We start from the raw sequence: 20631 nt of genomic DNA, 5'->3' as shown, positions 1-20631 counted from the left end.
CTGACCGGCAGCTCCCACGGAGGTTTTCATGCCCCTCAAGGATATCCTGCTTCATCTGGACAATACCGCCGGCTGTCCGGCACGGCTCGAACTTGCCGTCAGCCTTGCCCGCACCCACAATGCCCATCTTACCGGCATTTACGTACTGCCCCACCAGTATTACGCGCCACGGCATGAAATACCGGCGGTCGAAGCCGCCCAAAAGGCCGGGGCGCTGTTTGCCGCCCTGACCGGGCAGGCCGGTGTATCGGCGGAATGGGTTGTGGCGGACGGGGATGTGGTCGGCGTCAGCCTGACGGAAATCCTGAACGCCCATGTCTACTATAGCGACCTGGTGATCGTCGGCCAGCCCGAGCACGACTCCCTTGACAGGAATACCCCTCCGGACCTTCCGGAACGCCTCGGCCTGGGAGCGGGGCGCCCCCTGCTGGTGGTGCCCCATTCCCGGACATTCGCCAGCATAGGCGAACGAGTCATGATTGCCTGGAAATCGGGGCGGGAATCAGCGCGGGCCACCAACGACGCTCTGCCGCTGCTGGAAAAATCGAACCGGATCAGCGTCGTTACGGTCAGTCCCGCCGGGAACCCCGACGACACCGACAGGGACAATGCCGCCAGGATCTGTTCCCATCTGTCGCGGCACGGGCTACAGGCCTGCCACGAGCAGATACGTGCCGGTTCGGGCACCACTGTCGGCGGACTTCTGCTGAACCACGCCTGCGAACGTAATGTAGATCTGCTGGTGGTGGGGGGATACGCCCCATCGCGCCGCGGGGCCTATGTAATGGGACCGGTGGCCAGGCACCTGATGAACCACATGACCGTCCCGGTCCTGCTTTCCCACTGATGTTCGTTTACCCCTATCCCCTGCCCTTATTTCCCGTCATCGCGATATCCCCACCAGATCAGCGGAAATCCTTCTCCGCCCTGCACACAGCCCGCCTCCGCGTGCCGGCTAAACAGATTGACAGAAGCTGTATGCCTGCACTACATTGCAAGCTACTCTAGCGTAAAGGGAAACCATATGAACGAACTGCTGGAAGGGGAAGAACTGACTTCGATCGGGGAGTTGGCCAAGACCCTGGGACTGACCACCCGGACGCTGCGTTACTGGGAAGAGGTCGGCATCATCGAATCTGCCCAGCGCGCCGACGGAGCAACCCGGGGATACACGCCGTACTACGTGCGGCGGATAAGGTTCATCATGAAACTGAAGGAACTGGGACTCACCATCAAGGAGATGCAGGACCTGTACATCGCGTACGGCGAGGCAAAGGAAACCGTCAGGATGATTCCGCGCCTGATCGAAATTCTCGACCTGCACATCAACAAGGTGGACGAGAAAATGGCGCAGCTGGCATCGCTCAGAAAAGAGATTGTGGAATACCGCCAGCGCATGGCGCAGAAGTTCAATTACGGGGATGTATAGCGTATAGGCAGGAAAGACCGGCTTCAGACACAATCGCCCGCACTGTCCTTGGACGGTGCGGGCGATTTCCGTTTCAGGGGTGCTGCGCCAGATAGGCGCTGCTACGCTGTTCGGCGAAGTTGAGATGCTCGATCATGGCGGCGCGCGCCTCCTCGGCCTCCTTGGCCCGGATGGCCTCGAATATGCGCCGGTGGTGGCTGTACAGCAGATGGTGATCGTCAATGGTGAGATAGACCGCGCGCCAGACGCTCTGCTGGAACTCCTTCATTACATCAAACAGGCTCTGCATCAGGTGCAGCCAGACGATATTGTGGGTGGCGCGGGCAATCACGATATGAAAATTAGCATCCAGATCCTCGGAAGGCCTGAAGTCGTCCAGGTTACGATGCATGCCGCCAACAATATCCTCCAGCCGGCGCAGGTCCTCGGGCAGGGCCCGCTGGGCGGCGTAGAAAGCGGTCCAGGATTCCATGCCCTTGCGCACTTCGATCACATCCAGGGCACGCTCCTGCTCCACGCGGATCAACTCCGACAGGGGATGTCCGATGGCAGGATCCACCAGGGACATGACCACCGTGCCTCCCCCCTGGTATGACATGACCATGCCGGTGGAGGACAGGATGTTGAGCGCTTCCCGTACCGAAGGGCGCGAGACGCCGAACATCTCGGCCAGTTCCCGCTCGGGGGGCAGCTTGTCCCCAGGGGAGAACTCCCCGTTCAGTATGGAGGCGCGGATCTGCTCGGCGATTTGTGTGGAAACCTTCTTAGGCTTGATGGGCTGGAATCTCATACGCATCCAATTGTCAGGAATATTACGGAATTATCCTTTCTACTACATTTTTGACGATCGTGCAACCGCAACGGCCTTACCAGGTTCAGCTCCTCGGGATACGATGGCCCCCGAGGCCCTTTTGTTTTCCGGTGATATGTGCTACCTGTAAAACCATGGAAAATCCGTTGAACAACTACCGGCAGCTGGTGGCCCGCGTCGACGCGCTCTGCCGGGGAATCGAAGAGGCCCTGCAGGACAAGATCAACTGCTCCGAGGGCTGCAGCAGCTGCTGTACCGCCATTACCCTGTTTCCGGTGGAGACGGCCGCGCTGGCGGCCTATCTGGAAGCATTGCCGACAGCGCAAGCGGCCGCCATCCGGGAGCATGTCCGGGAACATGCCGGCGGCGAGCGCTGCCCGCTGCTGTCCGACGACCGTTGCCTGGTATATGACGCCCGCCCTCTGATCTGCCGTACCCACGGCCTGCCGATCCTTTTCACGGAAAATGGCGGGCAGCGGGTGGACTGCTGCCCCCGCAATCTGTCGGGATGCGATTCCCTGTCCGGCTCGACCGTAATCCAATTGGACCGCCTGAATGAACTGCTGGTGGCGGTCAATGCCCTTTACCGTTCCCAGGCCGATCTCCCCGAAGACCTGCCGGAACGGCTGACCATCGCCCAGGCGGTACTGGACGCCAAACATCAAACTGAATAAAGGCTTTTTCTGCCACAGAGGACACGGCCTAAAGTAGGAGCTTTTAGGCGAGAGCACAGAGACGTCCAAAACAGCCTGATAGTGCCAATCTTCCGCCACAGTGACACATCGTCCCCTCTCCCTGAGGGAGAGGGCTAGGGTGAGGGGGAAGTGGTGGCAAAGAGGCATTGCCGCCCCTCATCCGGCCTGCGGCCACCTTCTCCTTTAGGCCCGATTTTGGGTCCTCAGGGCGAAGGGTTCAGCTGAACATCAGGGTTCAAGTGTTTTTCTCTGTGGCCCCTGTGTACTCTGTGGCAAAAACTTTTCGAGAATTGCGACCATGCTCAAAATCACCCTCAAAAAGAACGAAGATAAACGCATCAAATTCGGCCATCCCTGGGTCTTCAGCAACGAGATCGCCACTCTGGACGGTCCCCGCGAGGCGGGGGCGGCTGCCGAGCTGTTCGATGCCGGCGGCGGCCTGATCGGCAGCGGCTACTACAATCCCCGCTCGCTGATCGCGTTCCGCCTGCTCTCGCGGCAGCGTGAGGATATCGACACCGCCGGTTTCTACCGCCAGCGCATCGCCGCCGCCCTGGAACATCGCCGCGGCGTCTATCCCGGCCTGGCCACCTTCCGCGCCGTGTACGGCGAAAGCGATTTCCTGCCCGGACTAGTGGTGGACAAGTACGGCGACTATCTCTCGCTGCAGATCCTGTCGGCCGGCATGGAACGCCGCCGCGACCTGCTGCTGGAGGCGCTGGCCGAGGTATTCGCTCCCAAAGGCATCATCGCCCGCAACGACGTATCCGTGCGGAGCCTGGAGGGGCTGCCGGAAACTATCGAGGTGCTGGCAGGAGAGATTCCCGAGCTGGTCGAGATGGAGGAGAACGGGCTGCGGTTCCTGGTGGATCTGCGGCACGGACAGAAGACCGGCGGTTTCCTCGATCAGAAGGAAAACCATCTGCTGCTGCGGGGACTGTGCAAAGGAAAACAAGTGCTGGACTGCTTCTGCTACGCCGGCAGTTGGGCGACGCATGCCGGCGCTTTCGGTGCCGCCTCGGTGCTGGGGATCGACATCTCGGCCCGCGCCGTGGCCCAGGCCGAACGCAACGCAGAGCTGAACGGACTGTCCGGTAGTGTGTCGTTCGAGGAGTGCGACGCCTTCGAGCGCCTGCGGTCGCTGCACCAGCAGGGTCGCCGCTTCGGGGTGGTGGTCATGGACCCGCCCGCCTTTGTCAAGAGCCGCAAGAACATCGCCGAAGCCACCAAGGGCTACCTGACGGTCAATCGGCGCGCTCTGGAGTTGCTGGAGCCGGGGGGCTACCTGATCACCTGCTCCTGCTCCCACCACATGGGGCGCGAAGCCTTCCGTGACGTGCTGACCCAGGCGGCGCGTCAGGCCAGGCGCGAGGTGCGCCTGGTGGAGGCCCGCTCGCAGGCGGCCGACCATCCGGTGCTGCTCTCGTTCCCGGAGTCGGAGTACCTCAAATGCCTGGTTCTGCAGGCAGTGTAGAAGGTTGTTGAAAAACGGGCATCTCGCCGCCGTCCTCGTCAGCCACCTTGTGACTTCGGCCTGCGGCCTCACCCTTCGGGCGCCTTCGCGGTCAAATTTCACACGTGAAATTGTGCGTCGTAGCGCTGTTTATGCCCTGAGGGTACTACGACTCCGCGGGACTTCCTGCGGGTGCGACGATCTACCCATTTTTGAACAACCTAGGAATTTCAACAGCCTATTAGGCCCTACCCCGCAACACCTCCATCCGAAGATGGTACAATCACTCTCAGGAGTAAACGGTGACCAATAACGACATCCTGCGCCGGATACGCTATGCCTTGGACATCAGCAATCCGGGCATGAAAGCGATCTTTGAACTGGCCGGACACGAGATCGACCAGCCGACGCTGCTCGACCTGCTGAAAAAAGATGACGAAGCGGGCTTTCAGCCATGCAGTCCGGAAGTGCTGGGCCTGTTTCTGGATGGCCTGATCGTTTCCCGGCGAGGCCCCCGGGAAACAGGACCCTCGCAGACAACCAGAGCGACCGGGGCCCTGACGAACAACCTCATTTTGAGGAAGCTGCGCATCGCCTTGGAGCTGAAGGACGAGGACATGCTGGCCATCCTGAAACAGGGGGGCTTCAACGTGTCGAAGTCAGAGCTGAGCGCTCTGTTCCGGGACCGGAGCCACAAGAATTACAAGGTTTGCGGCGATCAGTTGCTGCGAAACTTCCTGAAAGGGTTGACAGTCCGCCACCGCCAAAACTAGTGCAACTCCCTGAGCCAGGGTGACCCATGTGACACGGTCCGAGAAAAGCTGGATTCTCTACGATGTCGCCAATTCCGCCTTCGGGCTGGTGGTCGTGACCGCCGTCCTGCCGATCTTTTTCAAGGAGGTGGCCGGGCGCGGGCTGCCGCCGGAGGTTTCCACCGCCTGGTGGGGCTATGCCAACTCCCTCTCTTCGCTGCTGCTGGTGATCCTGGCCCCCACCATGGGAGTGCTGGCAGACTACCGGGGCTGGAAGAAACGGCTGTTCGCCCTGTTCCTGTCGCTGGGCCTCCTGGCAACGATAGGGCTCTGCTTCAGCGGCCCCGGAACCTGGCTTTTCTGCCTGGTCATGTTCGTCATCGCCCGCACCGGCTGGGCCGGAGCCAATATCTTCTACGACGCCTTCCTGACCGACGTCGCCCTACCCGCCGATATGCACCGGGTCTCCACCGCCGGCTTCGCCTGGGGCTACATCGGTAGCGTGCTCCCCTTCCTGGCCGTCATCGCCCTGATCTGGGGCTGCGGTCACCCGCCGAACAGACCGCCATCCCGGTTGCGGCTGCCCGGTTCGGTTTCGTCATCGTGGCCCTGTGGTGGCTGCTGTTCTCGCTGCCCCTGCTGCGCCACGTCAAGCAGATCCACTTCTGCCCACCCTCCCCCCGTCCATTCCGTGAGGGTCTGCAACGTCTCGCCGCCACCCTGCGCCGCCTGCGGGAGCGCCGCGACGCCTTTCTGTTCCTGCTGGCCTTCTTCTTTTTCATCGACGGCGTCGATACCGTCACCACCATGGCCGTGGCCTACGGGATCGATATCGGCCTGGGCACCACCACGCTGATCCTGGCCATCCTACTGATCCAGGTCATCGCCTTTCCCTGCTCCCTGTTATGGGGGAGACTGACGACCTGTTTCGCGGTCAAGCCGCTCCTGCAGGGGGGCATCGCCATCTATGGCCTGATCACTCTGATCGCCTTCTGGCTGCCGGCGCTGCCGTCGGCGTCGGCCCGAACCAGTGTGTTCTGGCTGCTCTCGGTGCTGGAGGCCAGCTCCATGGGGGGCATCCAGGCCTTGAGCCGCAGCTTCTTCGGACGGCTGATTCCGGCGGAACGCTCGGCCGAATTCTTCGGCTTCTACAACATCTCCGGCAAGTTCGCGGCCATCTCCGGTCCGTTTCTGGTCGGCGCCATCGGCCAGCACTTCGGGCATTCGCGCTACGGGGTACTCAGTATCCTGATACTGCTGGGGGCCGGCAGCCTGATCCTCGCGCAGGTCCGCGAGCAGGGCCTTTCTCCCCAGCACCGGTCTGAGTGACGTCATTTCTTTTGTTACATTCCGCTGAAGTCTGATCCACCTGAAGCCTTCTTCTCTCTTTGCCCCCCGCCATAAAATTACTGTCATAGACACGCTTCATAAACGCTATGTAATTTTTATCCGATACGTGGTATTTTTCCCGAACTCCAGGTCGGGCGCACACTGCCGGTATGACACTGTCGGCCCGGTCTAACCTGTGATTAACGAGTTGAGTTCACGAGTAAAAGGATCATATGAGCCGAATACTGCTCGGAGTAATAGGTGTACTGCTGCGGTGCTCATGCCTGTACGCACATGAATCCGTTAAAATCCCGACTATCGAAAAAGGCATATTCAGCGACTCGACGGTCTATCTGGAGGCTACGGTGCATCGGCCGGAAGGTAAGGGACCGTTCCCGCTGGTGGTGTTGAACCACGGGACAGCAGTTGGGGTAGATGGCCGGAAAACCACCTATGTCTGGAGCAAGCAGAGTAAGTTTTTTGTCGATCGCGGCTATGTCGTCGTGATTCCCATGCGTAAGGGATACGGAAAGTCGGAAGGGCGGTTGATCAATAGCGATGGCTGCCAAAACGCCCACTGGTATCAGACCATACAGGAAGATTCCCTGGATGTGGAAAAGACCATCGAGTTTATGAAACTCCAGTCGTATATACGGAAAGACAGAATCATCGTTATGGGGCAATCCACCGGAGGTACCGTATCAATCGCCACTGGCGCAAAAAACCTGCCGGGGATCGTTGGGGTAATCAACTTTGCCGGCGGGCGGGGCTTCACCCCCCAGAGGACGTTGTGCGATTCGGACGGGCTGATTGCCGCCATGGGATATTTCGGCGAAAGCTTTATAGTTCCCAGTCTCTGGATCTACACGGAAAATGACCGATTCTTCCCTCCGGCCATTTCAAAACAGATGTACTCAAAGTTTACAGAATATGCAAAGAACTCGAAATACATCCTTAAACCGGCATTCGGCGAGGACGGTCATGCGTTTTTCTCCAAAGCCGACCCTGCTCAATGGGAAAAGGATGTGGATGAGTTTCTAGGGCAATTGAAGCGAGAGGGAGCCCCAAGGGGGGCTGAGCCGGATTGATCTCATGCAAAAAAAAACAGGAGGAGGAACGCGATGATTGAGAGAACGACAGGCTGGATCAAGGAAACAATCATCCTCTCGCTTATGGTAACGGGCATGCTCACGATTGCCGGTAAGGCTGGAGCGGATGGGATTCAGCCTTACAGCGCCAAACAGGTGGAACCGATCTATTCCAGGCCGGTCGAGCCTATCAAGGCCCGAACCGCAGAGCCTATCGAAGCCAGAACAGCAGAAGCGGTCAAGCCCAGAACAGCTGAGCCTGTCAAAGCTAGGACAACAGAGTCTGTCAAGGCTAGAACTGCAGAACCTGTCCAAGCCAGAACAGCAGAGCCTGTCAAGGCAAGGACAGCAGAGACTGTCGAAGCCAGAACAGCAGAGACTGTCAAGGCTAGAACCGCGGAACCTGTCGGGGCCAGAACAGCAGCGGCAAGCTCCGGAGAGACGGACAAGCCCCGGGAAGCATCCCAACAAGCAGCTCAAAAAACAAAAACTCCCAAGTCTGATAAAAAGAAGCGTGGTAGAGGGACAGCCAACAATGCGAATGCGGGCGGAAATAAATTAAGTCCGTATATCGATCCCTATTCCCAGACTAATTACAACACAGGCCGCTCGCAGTCCGTATTCACGCCCGGTTTTTAGTGCCGTGTAACGTATTGGAGAGGTAGCGGGGTCAGGCCTTGATAACTTGAGCAGCCAATTATCAAACTATCACGGCCTGACCCCATTGAGTCTCTACGCCGGTCTGGGTGACGTCTTTTCTTTTTGTTACATCCCTCAGAAGGCAGATTCACCTGCGAACTAACCTATCCGGGAGCGAATGCATGATTAAAGAATTGCTTATAAAGAACTTGGTTTCTTCCGCATTAAAAGTATCCATAAAAATTTTGAAAGAAATTGGAGCTAAGCTACTTTCATCACCAGAAGATATTGAACAATCAATTTCACAACATTTATCAGGTGTATGCACATGGGCTAGAGAAATAATATTTAATGATTTAAAATCTGCAAAAAGAACAGATCAGGTTTTCATTGAACTAGATCTGTTTGTGTATCCACGTCGGTTAATAACCTCTGCTGCTACTAAAATAGACAAAATTCCACTACTCGAAATATTCAATGATACTGAACATCATTTTGTGATTCTAGGGCAACCTGGAGCTGGCAAAACAACATCAATGAAACAGATCTGTAATAAGATGTTCTTCGATGAATATTTTCAGTATGATCGTTTTTCTTTCCCGGTATTACTAAAACTTAGGAGTCTTAACGGATACAAAGATGAGTCACGCGGCCCTGTGATAGATGCCATTTACCGGATCTTGGGCCTTCATGTAGACCATGACAGCTTCACAGGCAGTAAATCCACTCTCATATGGAATCATAGGAAGCATCTTGTCAATGTACTAGATTCACTTAAAGTTCTACTAATTCTTGACGGTTTTGACGAGTTAACTAACAATATTAGAGACCAAGTGGTGGAAGATATAAGGTACCTGTCGGAACACTTACAAATTGCAACTATGGTTGTAACCTCTAGAACCGCAGATTTTGGGTACTCAATCAATGGCGCCACTGTATTTGAGATTTGCCCTATGTCTGATGATCAAATACAGGCCTTTTCAGAAAAATGGTTTCTTGATGAAATAATTGCACTTGATTTCTTATCGCAGATAAGGTTGTCACCATATGTTGACACTAGTATACGACCTCTAACGTTAGCACATTTGTGTGCCATATATGAGCGAGAAGGTAACATTCCAGAGAAACCAAAGACTGTCTATAAAAAGATAATTAATCTGCTATTAGAGGAGTGGGATCAACAACGTTCTGTTAAAAGAACTTCAAAATATGGTAATTTTGAAAGAGATAGGAAATGCGATTTTTTGGCTGGTTTATCCTATTTTTTGACATTAAATTCATATGGATCTGTCTTTTCTACTAATGATATCAGTATTGCGTATAATGAATTAGCTCCAGACTACGGATTAAAACATAACGAAGGAACTCAAGTAGTAGCTGAACTAGAATCTCATACAGGGTTGTTGTTGCAGGCTGGCTATCAGAGTTTCGAGTTTGCGCATAAGTCGATACAAGAATATCTTGCCGCCGATCACCTGATCCGGCTCCCTAAAATTCCTGAGTCCGAGTCGGCGCTTATGAAGCTTCCAAACGAGCTTGCCATTGCCGTAGCTATATCATCCACACCAAGTGCCTATTTTTTCGAACTGATTGTAAACCGATTATTGAAACTTAAATTATCTGAGCAATATGTAAAATCATTCACTAGCCGGCTTATACTCGAAAAACCCGACTTTAACTACTCTACTGACCTCGGGCTTGCTTTGATATATCTCTATACCTTGTATGTAAAAAACAACATTATCTACAACCATCAACTCAGTCTATTTAATTATGATTCAATAATTTTAGAATATGATAATCTTATGGCAATCGCAGTCCCACAAACTTCTTTTGATTTAATATCAAAAAATTATTCTTCTGGACATAAATATCCGATCCAGGAAGGGACTGATCATATTGTCACATACCATCGTGTGAGCAAACCAATAAAACCATCTAACGTATTTGAAAAAAAACTGTATAAATTCCCAGAGTTGTTATACATACGTGAATCAATGCTAAATAATATTCCCTTTTAAAGTTAACAATGGGACTTTAGGGTCGGACCAAGCTAACCATAGGGGCTGTGACTATAAATTTCAAAACTGGAAAGAGCTGAAATCCCAACACGGCTTAAAACGGGTCAAAGCCATGCCCGTTGCAGAAGGGCAGTGGAGTTCTGGGGACACCATACTTAATTCAAGTAAATAAGTATGGTGTCCCCGGAATTACCTAGGTGGAGGAATGTTTTCCATTTTTGGCTTGGGTTTCCTGTTGATCGAGTTACTTAAAGGAAACGAAAGTAGCCATTGACAACAGGTCGGGGAAGCAATAAGGGGACAGACAACTAATTGAGTTTCGAAGGCTTGCTGCCATGGCTGATTCAGAACGAGTGTTTTCAGGTCAGGGCATGTCTTCTGCTGGGCAGATTGGAGTTCGCAAAGTGACGTAGTAATGACTCGATATCTTTGGTTGTTTTGTAGTTGAATAAACATAGTTTGGAGCTTATATGTTTAACAAAACATTAATTATGATCTTATGTACCTTCGTTTTAGCTACAAGTGCTGATGCATCTGTACTTTCTAGAGTTATTCCAGCGTTAGTATCAGAAGCTTCAAAGGCTGCGACTAATAAATCTGTAGAATATGCTGTTGAATACTTTAAATATTTATTTAATAACAATCGAGAGATTGCTCAAAAATATAACAAGCCAAAATTGGACAATATTGGAATCAACGGCGGAACGAGAAAGTGGATAGTTTCTCCTCTAGGTAATTTAAATAAAAATGATATTTCAGCACTTGCTAAAACTTTAAAAACACTTGATAAAGGCAGAGAGCAGACATTTAATTTTCAATTTGCTAACCGCAACGAAAGTGTAACAACAACTCAGTCAGGTGAAATAAATGTTAATAACGTGAATGGTGATGTGAATATTAATGTAGCTGATAAAAATGTAAATAATCAACCAGATAGTCTTAGTTTTAAGAATATAAATATTGACTTTGAGTATAATAGAAAAGAGCAGAAAGCTGAGAAAGAAATTGAAAATATAAGATCGCAAATAAAAGATGTTATTAATATATTAGGGGAATCAGAACAACGATGTAATGAGTACAATCAAGGTAAAAACTTTTATAATGCCTCTTCCAGAGATTGTGACAAGTTCAATTCTGCTAAATACCAGTTAGATATATTAAAGCAGGATTTGCTTTTTTATAAGGAACAATTAGATAAATTACGTGACACAAAAAGGTAAGGTCACGGGGACGCCCTTTAGATATTTATGTAGTATCCACTCGGCAGCATGCAGGCGCTGACGCGCTAGTGTTCCTCGACACCCGTTGAAACCCTGGAGACGCCCATGTGCCGCAACATCAAAACCCTCTTCAACTTCGACCCGCCCGCAACCGAGGAGGAGATCCGTGCCTCTGCGCTTCAGTTCGTCCGCAAGCTGAGCGGCTTCCAGACACCTTCGAAAGCGAATCAAGCGGCCTTTGATCTGGCCGTCGAGCAGGTGAGAGCTGCCGCACAGACGCTGCTGAACTCGCTCTCCACCACGGCAATGCCGCGGGATCGAGAAACCGAGCGGGCCAGGGCTAGGGCTCAAGCGAAAAGACGTTTCGGCGGCAAATGAGATCCATACCAAATGTGGGCTCATGTTGGGGTCAGCCTTTGAAAGTGACTCTTCGTTGAGACTTCCACCTCTGAAGCAAATTCACCTGAAGTTTTTTCTCATTTCACCCCGCCATACGATCACAGCCATAGACACACGTCATAGACACTATATAATTTTTGTCAACGTGGTGTTTCCCCCGAAATCCAGGTCGGGCGCACACTGTCGGTATGACATTGTCGGCCTGAGTCGGCTCGCACGGTTTCTAAGAATCCAGACCAGGAGTGACGACATGAATAAGCAAGCAAAAAATACGATTTGCCTTTGGTACGATGGCGGCGCCGAGGACGCGGCGCGATTTTATGCCGAAACCTTTCCCGATTCATCCGTGGGCGCGGTGCTCTTCGCGCCGGGAGACTTTCCGTCCGGAAAAAAAGGAGATGTATTGACGGTCGAGTTTACGGTGATGGGAATTCCCTGCCTTGGGCTCAATGGCGGCCCCGAGGTCAAACACAACTGGGCATTCTCGTTTCAGGTCGCAACTGCTGACCAGGCTGAAACGGATCGTTACTGGAACGCCATCGTCGGCAATGGTGGCGAAGAGAACGCGTGCGGCTGGTGCCAGGACAAATGGGGCGTGTCATGGCAGATTACGCCGATCGCTCTGACCGAAGCGATAACCGATCCCGACCCCGCCGCTGCCAAACGTGCTTTCGATGCGATGATGGAGATGAAAAAGATCGACATTGCTGCAATAGAGGCGGCACGCCGCGGTTGAAGTTATGATCTTCGAAAGGAGCATCTTTGAAGCGTGGGGGGCGGCACGCAGGCACAATGCTTTGGTGCGCCCCCACGACAGTCCACCCAGCTTGACCGATTGTTCCCCTTTCCTTCTCTCCCAAATGCAAAAGGCCTGCTCGCGCAGGCCCCGTGCAATACAACCACATCATTTACCGTTTCAGATCGCCTTACGCCAAGCCAGGCGCCCCTCCAGCCAGCGGGAGAAAGTGGTGAAGATATAGCAGAGGATGAAGTAGACCACCGCGATGAAGATGAAGATCTCGGTCGGATAGGCCATGGTGCGGTTGTTGATCTGAGTGCCGACATGGGTCAGCTCGGAAACGCCGACGATGAAGGCCAGCGAGGTATCCTTGATCAGCGATACGAACTGGTTCACGAAGGAGGGGATCATGTTGCGCATCCCCTGGGGCAGGATGATGAACACCATCGCCTGCCACGGCTTCAGCCCGGTGGAAAGAGCCGCCTCGGTCTGCCCTTTGGGAATGCCCTCGATCCCGGCCCGCACGATCTGGGACATGTAGGCCGAAGTAAAGATGGTCAGGGCCATGATCACCGTATTGGTTTCGGCCACCTTGCCGAACAGCGCCGGCAGCAGGAAATACATCCAAAAGATGACCATCAGGAGCGGCATGCCGCGCACCGCATTGATCAGGAGGGTGACCGGATAGTTGATCAGCCTGCTTTTGGCCATGCTCAGCAGTCCGAGGATCAGGCCGCCGAACAGGGACAGGATGCAGGAGACCACCGCCAGGTACAGCGTCAGGCCGATGCCCCCCAGCGGCCCTTCCGGAAAACGGCCGATCATGAAATAGGTAAAGTTGTCGAGAATGACCTGAAAGTTGAGAAAACCGTCCATTATATGCTCCATTACGATAATAAATGATGATTTTGCCCTGTATCAAGGTTGTCGAGGATGACCGTGCGTACTAGACGCCGCACAATTCGCTTGCGAATTGGAGCGCGTAGGCGCCCCGCAGGGGGCGGCCAACGGCCGAGTCACAAGAGACCCCGAAGACTTACGCAGAAACAGGGTAAAAGCGGCATTTATCCATTTAAGCTCGGTGAGGGTTCAGCACCCTCACATTGTACTGATGCACCAGCGCGGTGATAACAACCGACAGCACCAGGTAGACCAAGGTGGCGGCACTGAAGGCCTCGAAGCCCTTGAAGCTGTAGCTCTCCACCTGCCGGGCCTGGTAGGTCAGTTCCGCCACTCCGATGGTCATGGCAAGAGAGGAGTTCTTGGCCAGGTTGAGGAACTGGTTGACCAGCGGCGGTACCGTGATTCGCACCGCCTGCGGCAGGATGATGTACTGCATGGAACGCAGATAGGAGAACCCGGCGCTTCTGGCCGCCTCCAACTGCTCCTTGGGGATCGACAGCACGCCGGAGCGGATGTCTTCGGCGATGAAGGCCGAGGTGTAGATGGTCAGGGCGATCACCGCTGCGGCGAACTCGAAATTGGTGCTGGTCAGCCAGTCGTTGACCACCTGCGGCAGCACCTTGTACGAGCCGAAGTACCAGAAAAAGATTTGCACCAGCAGCGGGGTATTGCGGAAAAACTCCAGATAGGCATGGGCGAACCAGCGCACCGGCCGCACATGGCTCATGCGCATAACAGCGATCAAAAGCCCGAGCAGGAACGAGCAAACGATGCCAACCGCCGAAATCTGCAGGGTCACTACCAGTCCGGAGACGAGCCAATCGAAATACTTGCCGGAGGTGACGATCGACCAGTCGAATTGATAAGAAAGCATTGTGCAAACTCCTTACAAACTAATAAGACTGTCAAGGCTGGCCACAGAGGGCACAGAGTACACAGAGATTCTAAAAAACTTGTTCGGATTTTCTCTGTGTCCTCTGTGGCAAAAGCCTTTATTTTCTTTATTTGTCGGCAGTGATTTTGAAGTTACGCTGGAGGTGGAACTGAGTGCCGGGGCCGAACCACTTCTCGAAGATCTTCTTGGCTTCCCCGGATTTCTCCATTTCCAGAATGGTCTTGTTCACGAAATCGACGAAGTTCTTGTCGCCTTTGCGCATGCCGAGGCCGTAGGGCTCGTCGGAGATCTGGACATTGGGGATCTCGAACTGAGCCTTGTTGGGGGCTTTGGCCAGAATGCCGGCCAGAATGGCCTCGTCGGTGGTCACGCCGGCCACCTTACCCTGCTGCAGGGCCAGGAAAGCCTGGGGATAGTCGTCAAAGGCGAGCACGGTGGCGGTGGGGATGGCCTTTTTCACGTTCTGCTCCGAGGTGGAACCCTTGGCAGTGCCGATCTTCTTGCCGTCCAGGTCTTTCAGGCTGTGCACGGTGCCCTTTTTGGTGATGAACTTCTGGCCGGTGAAGAAGTAGGTATGGCTGAAGTCGATCTGCTTGGCCCGCTCAGGGTTCTTGGTCATGGTGGCGGCAATGATATCGATGTGCCCTTCCTGGAGCTGCGGCATGCGGCTGGCCGAGGTGACCGGCTTCAGTTCGACCTTGACACCCAGCTTCTTGGCAATGGCATTGATGAAATCGATGTCATAGCCAACGATCTGGCGGCTCTTCTCATCGATGTAGCCGAACGGGGGCAGCGAGTCCTTCACGCCAGCCACCAGCACACCCTTCTTCTTCACATCGGCCAGAGTATCCCCGGCCAGAGCGGCCTTGGCCATCACCCCCGCCAGCAGCGCGGTCATTACAATTGTTGCCAGTTTCTTCATGCGTTTTCTCTCCTTTTGTCTTGTAATGGTAATCTGATTCAAAACTCAGGTTGCTCAAAAATAGTCAGATCGTCGCACCCGCAGAAAGCCTCGCGGAGGCGTAGCAGCGCTACGCCGCACAAGGGGGCTTTCGAGGACGGCGGCGAGATGGCTGTTTTTCAGCGACCTGTCAATGCATGGGCGATAGCAGCTGTTTCAGGAATTGCTTCGCCCGATCATGCTGCGGATTACGGAAAAACTCCTCCGGATGCGCCTCTTCCAGAATCACGCCGTGATCCATGAACACCACCCGGTCCGCCACCTCGCGGGCAAAGCCCATTTCATGCGTCACGCAGACCATGGTCATGCCGCTCTTGGCCAGGTCCTGCATGACCGCCAGCACCTCGCCGATCATCTCCGGATCAAGGGCCGAAGTCGGTTCGTCGAACAGCATGATACGCGGCTTCATGGCCAGGGCGCGGGCAATGGCCACGCGCTGCTGCTGGCCGCCGGAAAGCTGCGACGGGTACGAGTCGCGCTTGTTGGCCAGGCCGACCCGCTCCAGCAGTTGCATGGCCTGCTCCTCGGCCTCTTTCCTGGAGATCTTGCGGATCTTCATCGGCGCCAGGGTGATGTTGCTCAGCGTCGAAAGGTGCGGATAGAGGTTGAACTGCTGGAACACGAAGCCGACCTCTGCCCTGAGCTTGTTGATGTCGGTCTTCTTGTCGCACAGGTCCATGCCGTCCACCACCAAGCTCCCCTGCTCAATCGGCTCCAGCTGGTTGATGGTGCGGATCAGGGTCGACTTGCCCGAGCCGGACGGCCCGCAGACCACCACCACCTCACCCTGCTTGACGTGCAGATCGATATTGTTGAGCACGTGCAGCTTTTTGAACCACTTGTTGACTCCCGTAAACTTGATCATGCTTACTCCTTTAATGTGGTGCGTTGTTGCTATTGCTCCCGAATCGTCGGCCGGAAAGCCCTCGCTGGCGTTCAGTACACTCGTTCGGGTCTAACCGGTGACAGCGTTGTCTCCGGTGATATTTTTCATTGCGGATCCACTGACCTTACGCCAGGTTCCGGCGCAGGTGCCCCTTGATCAGGTCGGCGAAATCGTCTTCGCGATTGCCCTGGTACACCATCGAAGAGGCTATCTCTGCCGCCAGGATGGCGAAGAGGTATTTGGCCGGCAGTCGCTTGATGCGCTGGCGGTAGGCCGGCGTCTCGCGCAGCAGCCGCGGCAGGTGGTTGAGGATCGCCTGCCGGAACAGGGGCTGCAGGCACAGCTCGGGATGCCCCTGGAAGAACTTGAACAGACGCGCGTAGAGCGCGTTGATCTCCTGGCTGATGGCGTCGGAGATCTCGGTGTACAGCAGAGTGCAGTCCGGCTCCCGGCGGCGGCGCAGGATCAGGCGCGCCTCGTCCTCGGCCCGCTTGGCCAGGATTTCGAGCACGTCGGCCACATAGCGCTCCTTGTGGTCCAGGAACTCCCGCTCCGTCAGCAGCAGGTTGGCGATGATCTCGTAGGAGGAGGAGATCACGCCGCACTTGTTGGCCGAGGCGTCGCGCATGATCACCACTCCCCGGCGCTGGAGCTCGCAGCGCGCCTCGGGGGTGATGAAGGAGTTGGCCCCCTCCACGATCACCGCCGACGAGGGGCGGCCGTCGGGCAGGAAGAACTGCTGCCAGTTATCGCGGTCAATGGTTTCCGGCCGCCCGCCGGCAGGGATAAACAGATCGGCCGGCACCGTGAAGACGAGTTCGCCATACTGGCGCGAGAATTCGTCCAGGGAGATCCATTCCTCTTTGAGTCCGTCGGCGGTACGCTCCACCCGGCGGTACAGTTCCCGCAGCCCTTCCATGCGGCGGCCGCTGCGGAGAAGCATGAAGCCGCCCGGGTTCAGGCGCTTGGGATCAAAAGCGTCCAGATCGTTTTTCAGTACGATCCGGCGCAGTTCGTCATGGTCGGCTCCGGTCGGATCAACCAGGGCCGCCGTACCGTCCACGATCAGACTGAATCTGACCTGCGGACAGCGTTCCAAAAGCAGGCGCATGCCATTGCCGGCCACGTCGCCGTTGGGGCCGCCGGTAAACTTGACCGAGAACGGGTCGCGGCGGATGTCGATCCCCTGGGCCTGCATGGTGATCTCGGCAAAGGCCGTCACCCCCGCCGAGGTGACGCCGTACTCCTTGTGGTTGATGCCGACCCGCTTGCTGGAGATGATGCCGATTCCCAGCAGGTAGCCGCGCTTGACCGACAGCCGGGCAATGGTCTCCACCATGCTGTCGTGCATGTTCTCGTCCGGGCCGATCTCGATCGGCTCGTCCTCGCGGTAGTAGTCCACCACGTTCGGATCGCTGGCCACGCCGTCGCTGGTGACGAACAGGTCCAGAAAAGCGTTGGCAAAGCCGTACTGCAGCTTGTACAACCGCCAGGTCTCCAGGTCGCGCTCCCGCTCCTTCAGGTCTGAGGCATCCAGCACCACCACCATCTTGGAGCCCCCCTCGTAAATGTCCTTGTTCTTGAGGTGCTGGGTGTTGGCCAGGACATAGACTTCGCGGAAGAGCGTGTTGGCGCTGGTGGTGTAGTCGTCGCGGCTGCGGGCGATGATGGTGCGCCAGCCCCCCCGGGCGATGTCGGAGAAGCCCACGTGATAGCCGCAGCCGAAGCGGCCGAAGAAGAAGGTCACCCGGAAGGGGAGCGCAGGGGGCAGATCGGCCGTGAATTCCGTGCCCAGTTCGGTCAGGTAGGCCGGGTCGAGCCGAAAGGCCAGGGCCTGCTTGGCCGGTACGAAGAAGTTGGTTTTCAGGGTATGGCGGATGAAGAGCAGCGCGCAGCGGTAAATCGAACGGCGGATCTCGTCCAGGTAGCGGTGGCCGGTGTTGTACTCCTCCACCGCCCGGGTGGTGGTTGCCAGAACATCGCCGTAGAGCGCTTCGCGCTCCTCCGGCCCCGGCTGGAACCTGACCCGGAACAGCCGCACCAGTTCAAGGGCGATCTCCGGATGCAGATAAAAGGCGTTCACCACCTCCTCGCGACTGAAACGGTCGGGGTGATTGTGGGCCAGGTTGGTGTGGCAGAAGGCCATCATGGCGTTGATCAGCGAGGCATCCTCGCCGCTCATGACGCGGGTGGTGACGAATTCGCGGTAGGTGGTGGACCAGGTCGACAGCACCTGGGTGTTGTACAGCTCCTGCTGCAGACGGCAGAACAGCTCCGAGCCCTTCAGCAGCGCGGCCTGATCGCGTCTCTTGACGTAGAAGGTGCCCAGGAAGTAGGGGTGAACACCGTTGGAGACGGTCAGGCAGTAGGCCCGTCGAACTCCAAGGTCCAGGCGGTTGAAGACCTCCATCACCTGCAGCAGGAAGTCCTGCTGGGGAGGGTTGGCCACAGCGAACAGCACCCGTGACTCCCCCTGCCCCGCCTCACTGTCGAGCTCCTCCACATCCAGGTAGAGCCCGCCGTTGGCGTTGCCCTGATGGTACAGCCAGAGCAGTTGGGCCACCCGCCGGGGGGGCGAGATGCGGACATAGTTCTCGTTGTTGAGCCAGATGATGCGCAGCAGCCGGTCCAGCTCCCGCAGCTCGAAGCCGGGGTAGCTTTCTTTCAGGGCCGCCACGATCCGGCTGCGGATACCGGCCGGAATGCTCACCGTGCCGGCGTCGTTGATCTGCCGGTTGCTCTTGCGGTCGAACTCGAAGCGCTGGATCTCCAGTTCCTGCTCCATGCCGGGCACCGGTGCCTCGGAATGGGCGATCATGGCGTAGGAGATCTCCTGCTCCTGAATCGTGCGCAGTGTCTCGTAGAGCGAGCCGGGCTGGTTGATGCGAGCCAGGATGGTGCTTTTCTCGCGGTCCGCCAGGATCAGGCGGCGGTTCTGCTTCAGGCTCCCCAGTTCGCGGGCCAGGGTCGCCAGGGCCGCCGGCTCGTCGTTCATGGCAACGAAAAAATAGGGGTGCATGCTGGCCAGGAGCCAGTCGCGGTTCCGCTCGACATGCCCGCAGCTCTCGCCGCTCAACGCCATGATCTCCTTGATGCGTACATCCGTCAGATTCATTGCCGTCACCTTTCCCCGGGTATTCGCCACAACCAGCTTAAACCGTATTAAGGAACCATAATAGTGTATCAGCAAGAGTGGTACCAAGAACGCAGATATTTGTGACAATCGCGTAACGGCGGGGCTTAACGATGTTTTATCGAGGCGACATGGTGTACGGAAGTGGTATAGCCTGCAGGTAAACGGGAAACAGTGAGAATGGAGCTTTCATTAGAGAAAACGGTCGCTTTCGACAATCATAACCATTGTTATCGCAATAACCATGGTTATGCCTGTTCAGGGCCTAAAACATATGAACAAACGAAGAGTCCCGCCCTGAAATCAAAAACAGTCGCAGGTACTGACAGTGACCCTATGACCTGAACCCTTGTCCGAACTGGATGATCAATCCTCCCAGGATCACGACCGCCAGGCCCAGCCAGGTGGAACCCGGTATGCTTTCCCGGAACACGAAGCGCCCGCACAGCACGCCAATGGTGGCGAACACCGCCACATACACCCCCAGCAGACGGGAAAAATCCCACCGAACCAGGTTGACTGCCAAGCCGTAGCAGCCCAGCATCACGAATCCCGCAACAATCTGGGTCAGAGCGCCCCCTCTCAATCCCTTGCGGATGATCGCGTCTCCGCCAACCTCCAGCGTTGCCGCCGCGATGAAAAACAACCAGGCACTAGCCGACATGTGACCTCCGTGAGTGATGCGGATTTTTTCGTATTGGGTGCGACCTTGCCGGGACCTTCATTGTTTCCTGGCGCACCCGTGGGAGAACGGAAACCGAGGCCACGGCACGCCGCGGCGCCGTATCAGCCGGCTTTATCCTTGACATACTTGCCGCCATTTTACTAGCATGGCGTTCATGGTCAGATCCCGCATCCGCATAATCCCGTTCATGATTCTCATGACAATGCTGCTGGCCGTGAGCGGGATCGCATCGACCGCGTCAGCCCTGATCAGCCACGACAGCGCCGACATGTGCTGCGATAGTGAAAAGAAGGATGATGCCGAAACCCCCAGCCCTTGCTCTACACCGGAGTGCGGCTGCATAGCGTGTCAGAACGCCATTGTCGCTGCCGGTACTCCGGCCATTGCCGCACCGTTTGCTCCGGATATCCCCCATCCCGATTCTCTGCAGCATTACCACCCCCGCGAGTACATCGCCTCGATCGAATACCCTCCCGAAACCCGCTGACACACCCCTGAATCATTCCATTACCGTAACACCGGAACCGTACTACGCGGCAACCGGGCATGACCGTCGCCTGCCGGTTTCCTCTCCGCAGGATCAACGTCACGGA

Annotated in this window: 20 protein-coding genes and 1 pseudogene; 14 read left to right on the top strand and 7 right to left on the bottom strand. The window is 55.7% G+C overall.

Annotated features, from left to right (window positions below):
- Positions 1–28 precede the first annotated feature (28 nt).
- Complete coding sequence (locus GSVR_RS05340) at positions 29–847, top strand: universal stress protein (RefSeq protein WP_173201427.1); 819 nt, start codon at positions 29–31, stop codon at positions 845–847.
- A 177-nt stretch (positions 848–1024) separates the two neighbouring features.
- Positions 1025–1429: a MerR family transcriptional regulator gene (locus tag GSVR_RS05335; RefSeq protein WP_173201429.1), complete on the top strand. Its 405-nt coding sequence runs from the start codon at positions 1025–1027 to the stop codon at positions 1427–1429.
- Between the two features lie 73 nt (positions 1430–1502).
- On the opposite strand, the gene GSVR_RS05330 is transcribed toward GSVR_RS05335, so the two are convergent.
- The gene (locus GSVR_RS05330) at positions 1503–2219 is read right to left on the bottom strand and encodes a FadR/GntR family transcriptional regulator (protein WP_173201431.1); all 717 of its coding nucleotides are present in this window, start codon (positions 2217–2219) and stop codon (positions 1503–1505) included.
- 155 nt (positions 2220–2374) lie between these two features.
- Here GSVR_RS05330 and GSVR_RS05325 point away from each other — a divergent pair, with 155 nt between their 5' ends.
- The 11 genes and pseudogenes from GSVR_RS05325 (at position 2375) to GSVR_RS05275 (ending at position 12572) form a co-directional block, all read left to right on the top strand.
- A complete protein-coding gene (locus tag GSVR_RS05325; protein ID WP_173201433.1) occupies positions 2375–2914 on the top strand; it encodes a YkgJ family cysteine cluster protein in 540 nt (179 codons plus the stop codon).
- Positions 2915–3233: 319 nt separating this feature from the next.
- Entirely contained in the window at positions 3234–4409 is a 1176-nt protein-coding gene (locus tag GSVR_RS05320; protein WP_173201435.1) for a class I SAM-dependent rRNA methyltransferase, read from the top strand.
- A gap of 281 nt (positions 4410–4690) precedes the next feature.
- Positions 4691–5161: a DUF1456 family protein gene (locus tag GSVR_RS05315; protein WP_173201437.1), complete on the top strand. Its 471-nt coding sequence runs from the start codon at positions 4691–4693 to the stop codon at positions 5159–5161.
- 223 nt (positions 5162–5384) lie between these two features.
- Positions 5385–5651: pseudogene (locus GSVR_RS22345) on the top strand (MFS transporter); the annotation flags it as partial.
- 92 nt (positions 5652–5743) lie between these two features.
- Positions 5744–6469: an MFS transporter gene (locus GSVR_RS05305; protein WP_239077463.1), complete on the top strand. Its 726-nt coding sequence runs from the start codon at positions 5744–5746 to the stop codon at positions 6467–6469.
- Between the two features lie 233 nt (positions 6470–6702).
- On the top strand, positions 6703–7557 hold the full coding sequence (locus GSVR_RS05300) for a S9 family peptidase (protein ID WP_173201443.1): 855 nt from the start codon (positions 6703–6705) through the stop codon (positions 7555–7557).
- 33 nt (positions 7558–7590) lie between these two features.
- The gene (locus GSVR_RS05295) at positions 7591–8196 is read left to right on the top strand and encodes a hypothetical protein (RefSeq protein WP_173201445.1); all 606 of its coding nucleotides are present in this window, start codon (positions 7591–7593) and stop codon (positions 8194–8196) included.
- Positions 8197–8378: 182 nt separating this feature from the next.
- Positions 8379–10217: an NACHT domain-containing NTPase gene (locus tag GSVR_RS05290; protein ID WP_173201447.1), complete on the top strand. Its 1839-nt coding sequence runs from the start codon at positions 8379–8381 to the stop codon at positions 10215–10217.
- 470 nt (positions 10218–10687) lie between these two features.
- Positions 10688–11437, top strand: a complete 750-nt coding sequence (locus GSVR_RS05285; RefSeq protein ID WP_173201449.1) for a hypothetical protein — start codon at positions 10688–10690, stop codon at positions 11435–11437.
- Positions 11438–11542: 105 nt separating this feature from the next.
- Positions 11543–11815 carry a DUF2277 domain-containing protein gene (locus GSVR_RS05280; RefSeq protein ID WP_173201451.1) on the top strand — a complete coding sequence of 91 codons (273 nt, stop codon included), beginning with the start codon at positions 11543–11545 and terminating at the stop codon, positions 11813–11815.
- A gap of 271 nt (positions 11816–12086) precedes the next feature.
- The gene (locus tag GSVR_RS05275) at positions 12087–12572 is read left to right on the top strand and encodes a VOC family protein (protein ID WP_173201453.1); all 486 of its coding nucleotides are present in this window, start codon (positions 12087–12089) and stop codon (positions 12570–12572) included.
- 180 nt (positions 12573–12752) lie between these two features.
- Here GSVR_RS05275 and GSVR_RS05270 read toward each other — a convergent pair whose 3' ends face one another.
- From GSVR_RS05270 to GSVR_RS05245, 6 genes are all read right to left on the bottom strand, one after another.
- The gene (locus GSVR_RS05270; protein WP_173201455.1) at positions 12753–13451 is read right to left on the bottom strand and encodes an amino acid ABC transporter permease; all 699 of its coding nucleotides are present in this window, start codon (positions 13449–13451) and stop codon (positions 12753–12755) included.
- Positions 13452–13647: 196 nt separating this feature from the next.
- Entirely contained in the window at positions 13648–14352 is a 705-nt protein-coding gene (locus GSVR_RS05265) for an amino acid ABC transporter permease (protein WP_173201457.1), read from the bottom strand.
- A gap of 127 nt (positions 14353–14479) precedes the next feature.
- A complete protein-coding gene (locus GSVR_RS05260) occupies positions 14480–15295 on the bottom strand; it encodes an ABC transporter substrate-binding protein (RefSeq protein ID WP_173201459.1) in 816 nt (271 codons plus the stop codon).
- 169 nt (positions 15296–15464) lie between these two features.
- Positions 15465–16199, bottom strand: a complete 735-nt coding sequence (locus GSVR_RS05255; RefSeq protein ID WP_173201462.1) for an amino acid ABC transporter ATP-binding protein — start codon at positions 16197–16199, stop codon at positions 15465–15467.
- A gap of 145 nt (positions 16200–16344) precedes the next feature.
- Positions 16345–19302, bottom strand: a complete 2958-nt coding sequence (locus GSVR_RS05250) for an NAD-glutamate dehydrogenase domain-containing protein (protein WP_239077535.1) — start codon at positions 19300–19302, stop codon at positions 16345–16347.
- A 385-nt stretch (positions 19303–19687) separates the two neighbouring features.
- Complete coding sequence (locus tag GSVR_RS05245) at positions 19688–20017, bottom strand: hypothetical protein (RefSeq protein ID WP_173201466.1); 330 nt, start codon at positions 20015–20017, stop codon at positions 19688–19690.
- Between the two features lie 175 nt (positions 20018–20192).
- Here GSVR_RS05245 and GSVR_RS05240 point away from each other — a divergent pair, with 175 nt between their 5' ends.
- A complete protein-coding gene (locus GSVR_RS05240; protein ID WP_173201468.1) occupies positions 20193–20525 on the top strand; it encodes a hypothetical protein in 333 nt (110 codons plus the stop codon).
- Positions 20526–20631: the final 106 nt, after the last annotated feature.

Source organism: Geobacter sp. SVR (assembly GCF_016865365.1).
In the GTDB taxonomy this organism is placed as follows: Bacteria; Desulfobacterota; Desulfuromonadia; order Geobacterales; family Pseudopelobacteraceae; genus Pelotalea.
The sequence above is the reverse complement of the archived record's forward strand: the minus strand, read 5'-3'. Positions and strand labels throughout refer to the sequence as shown.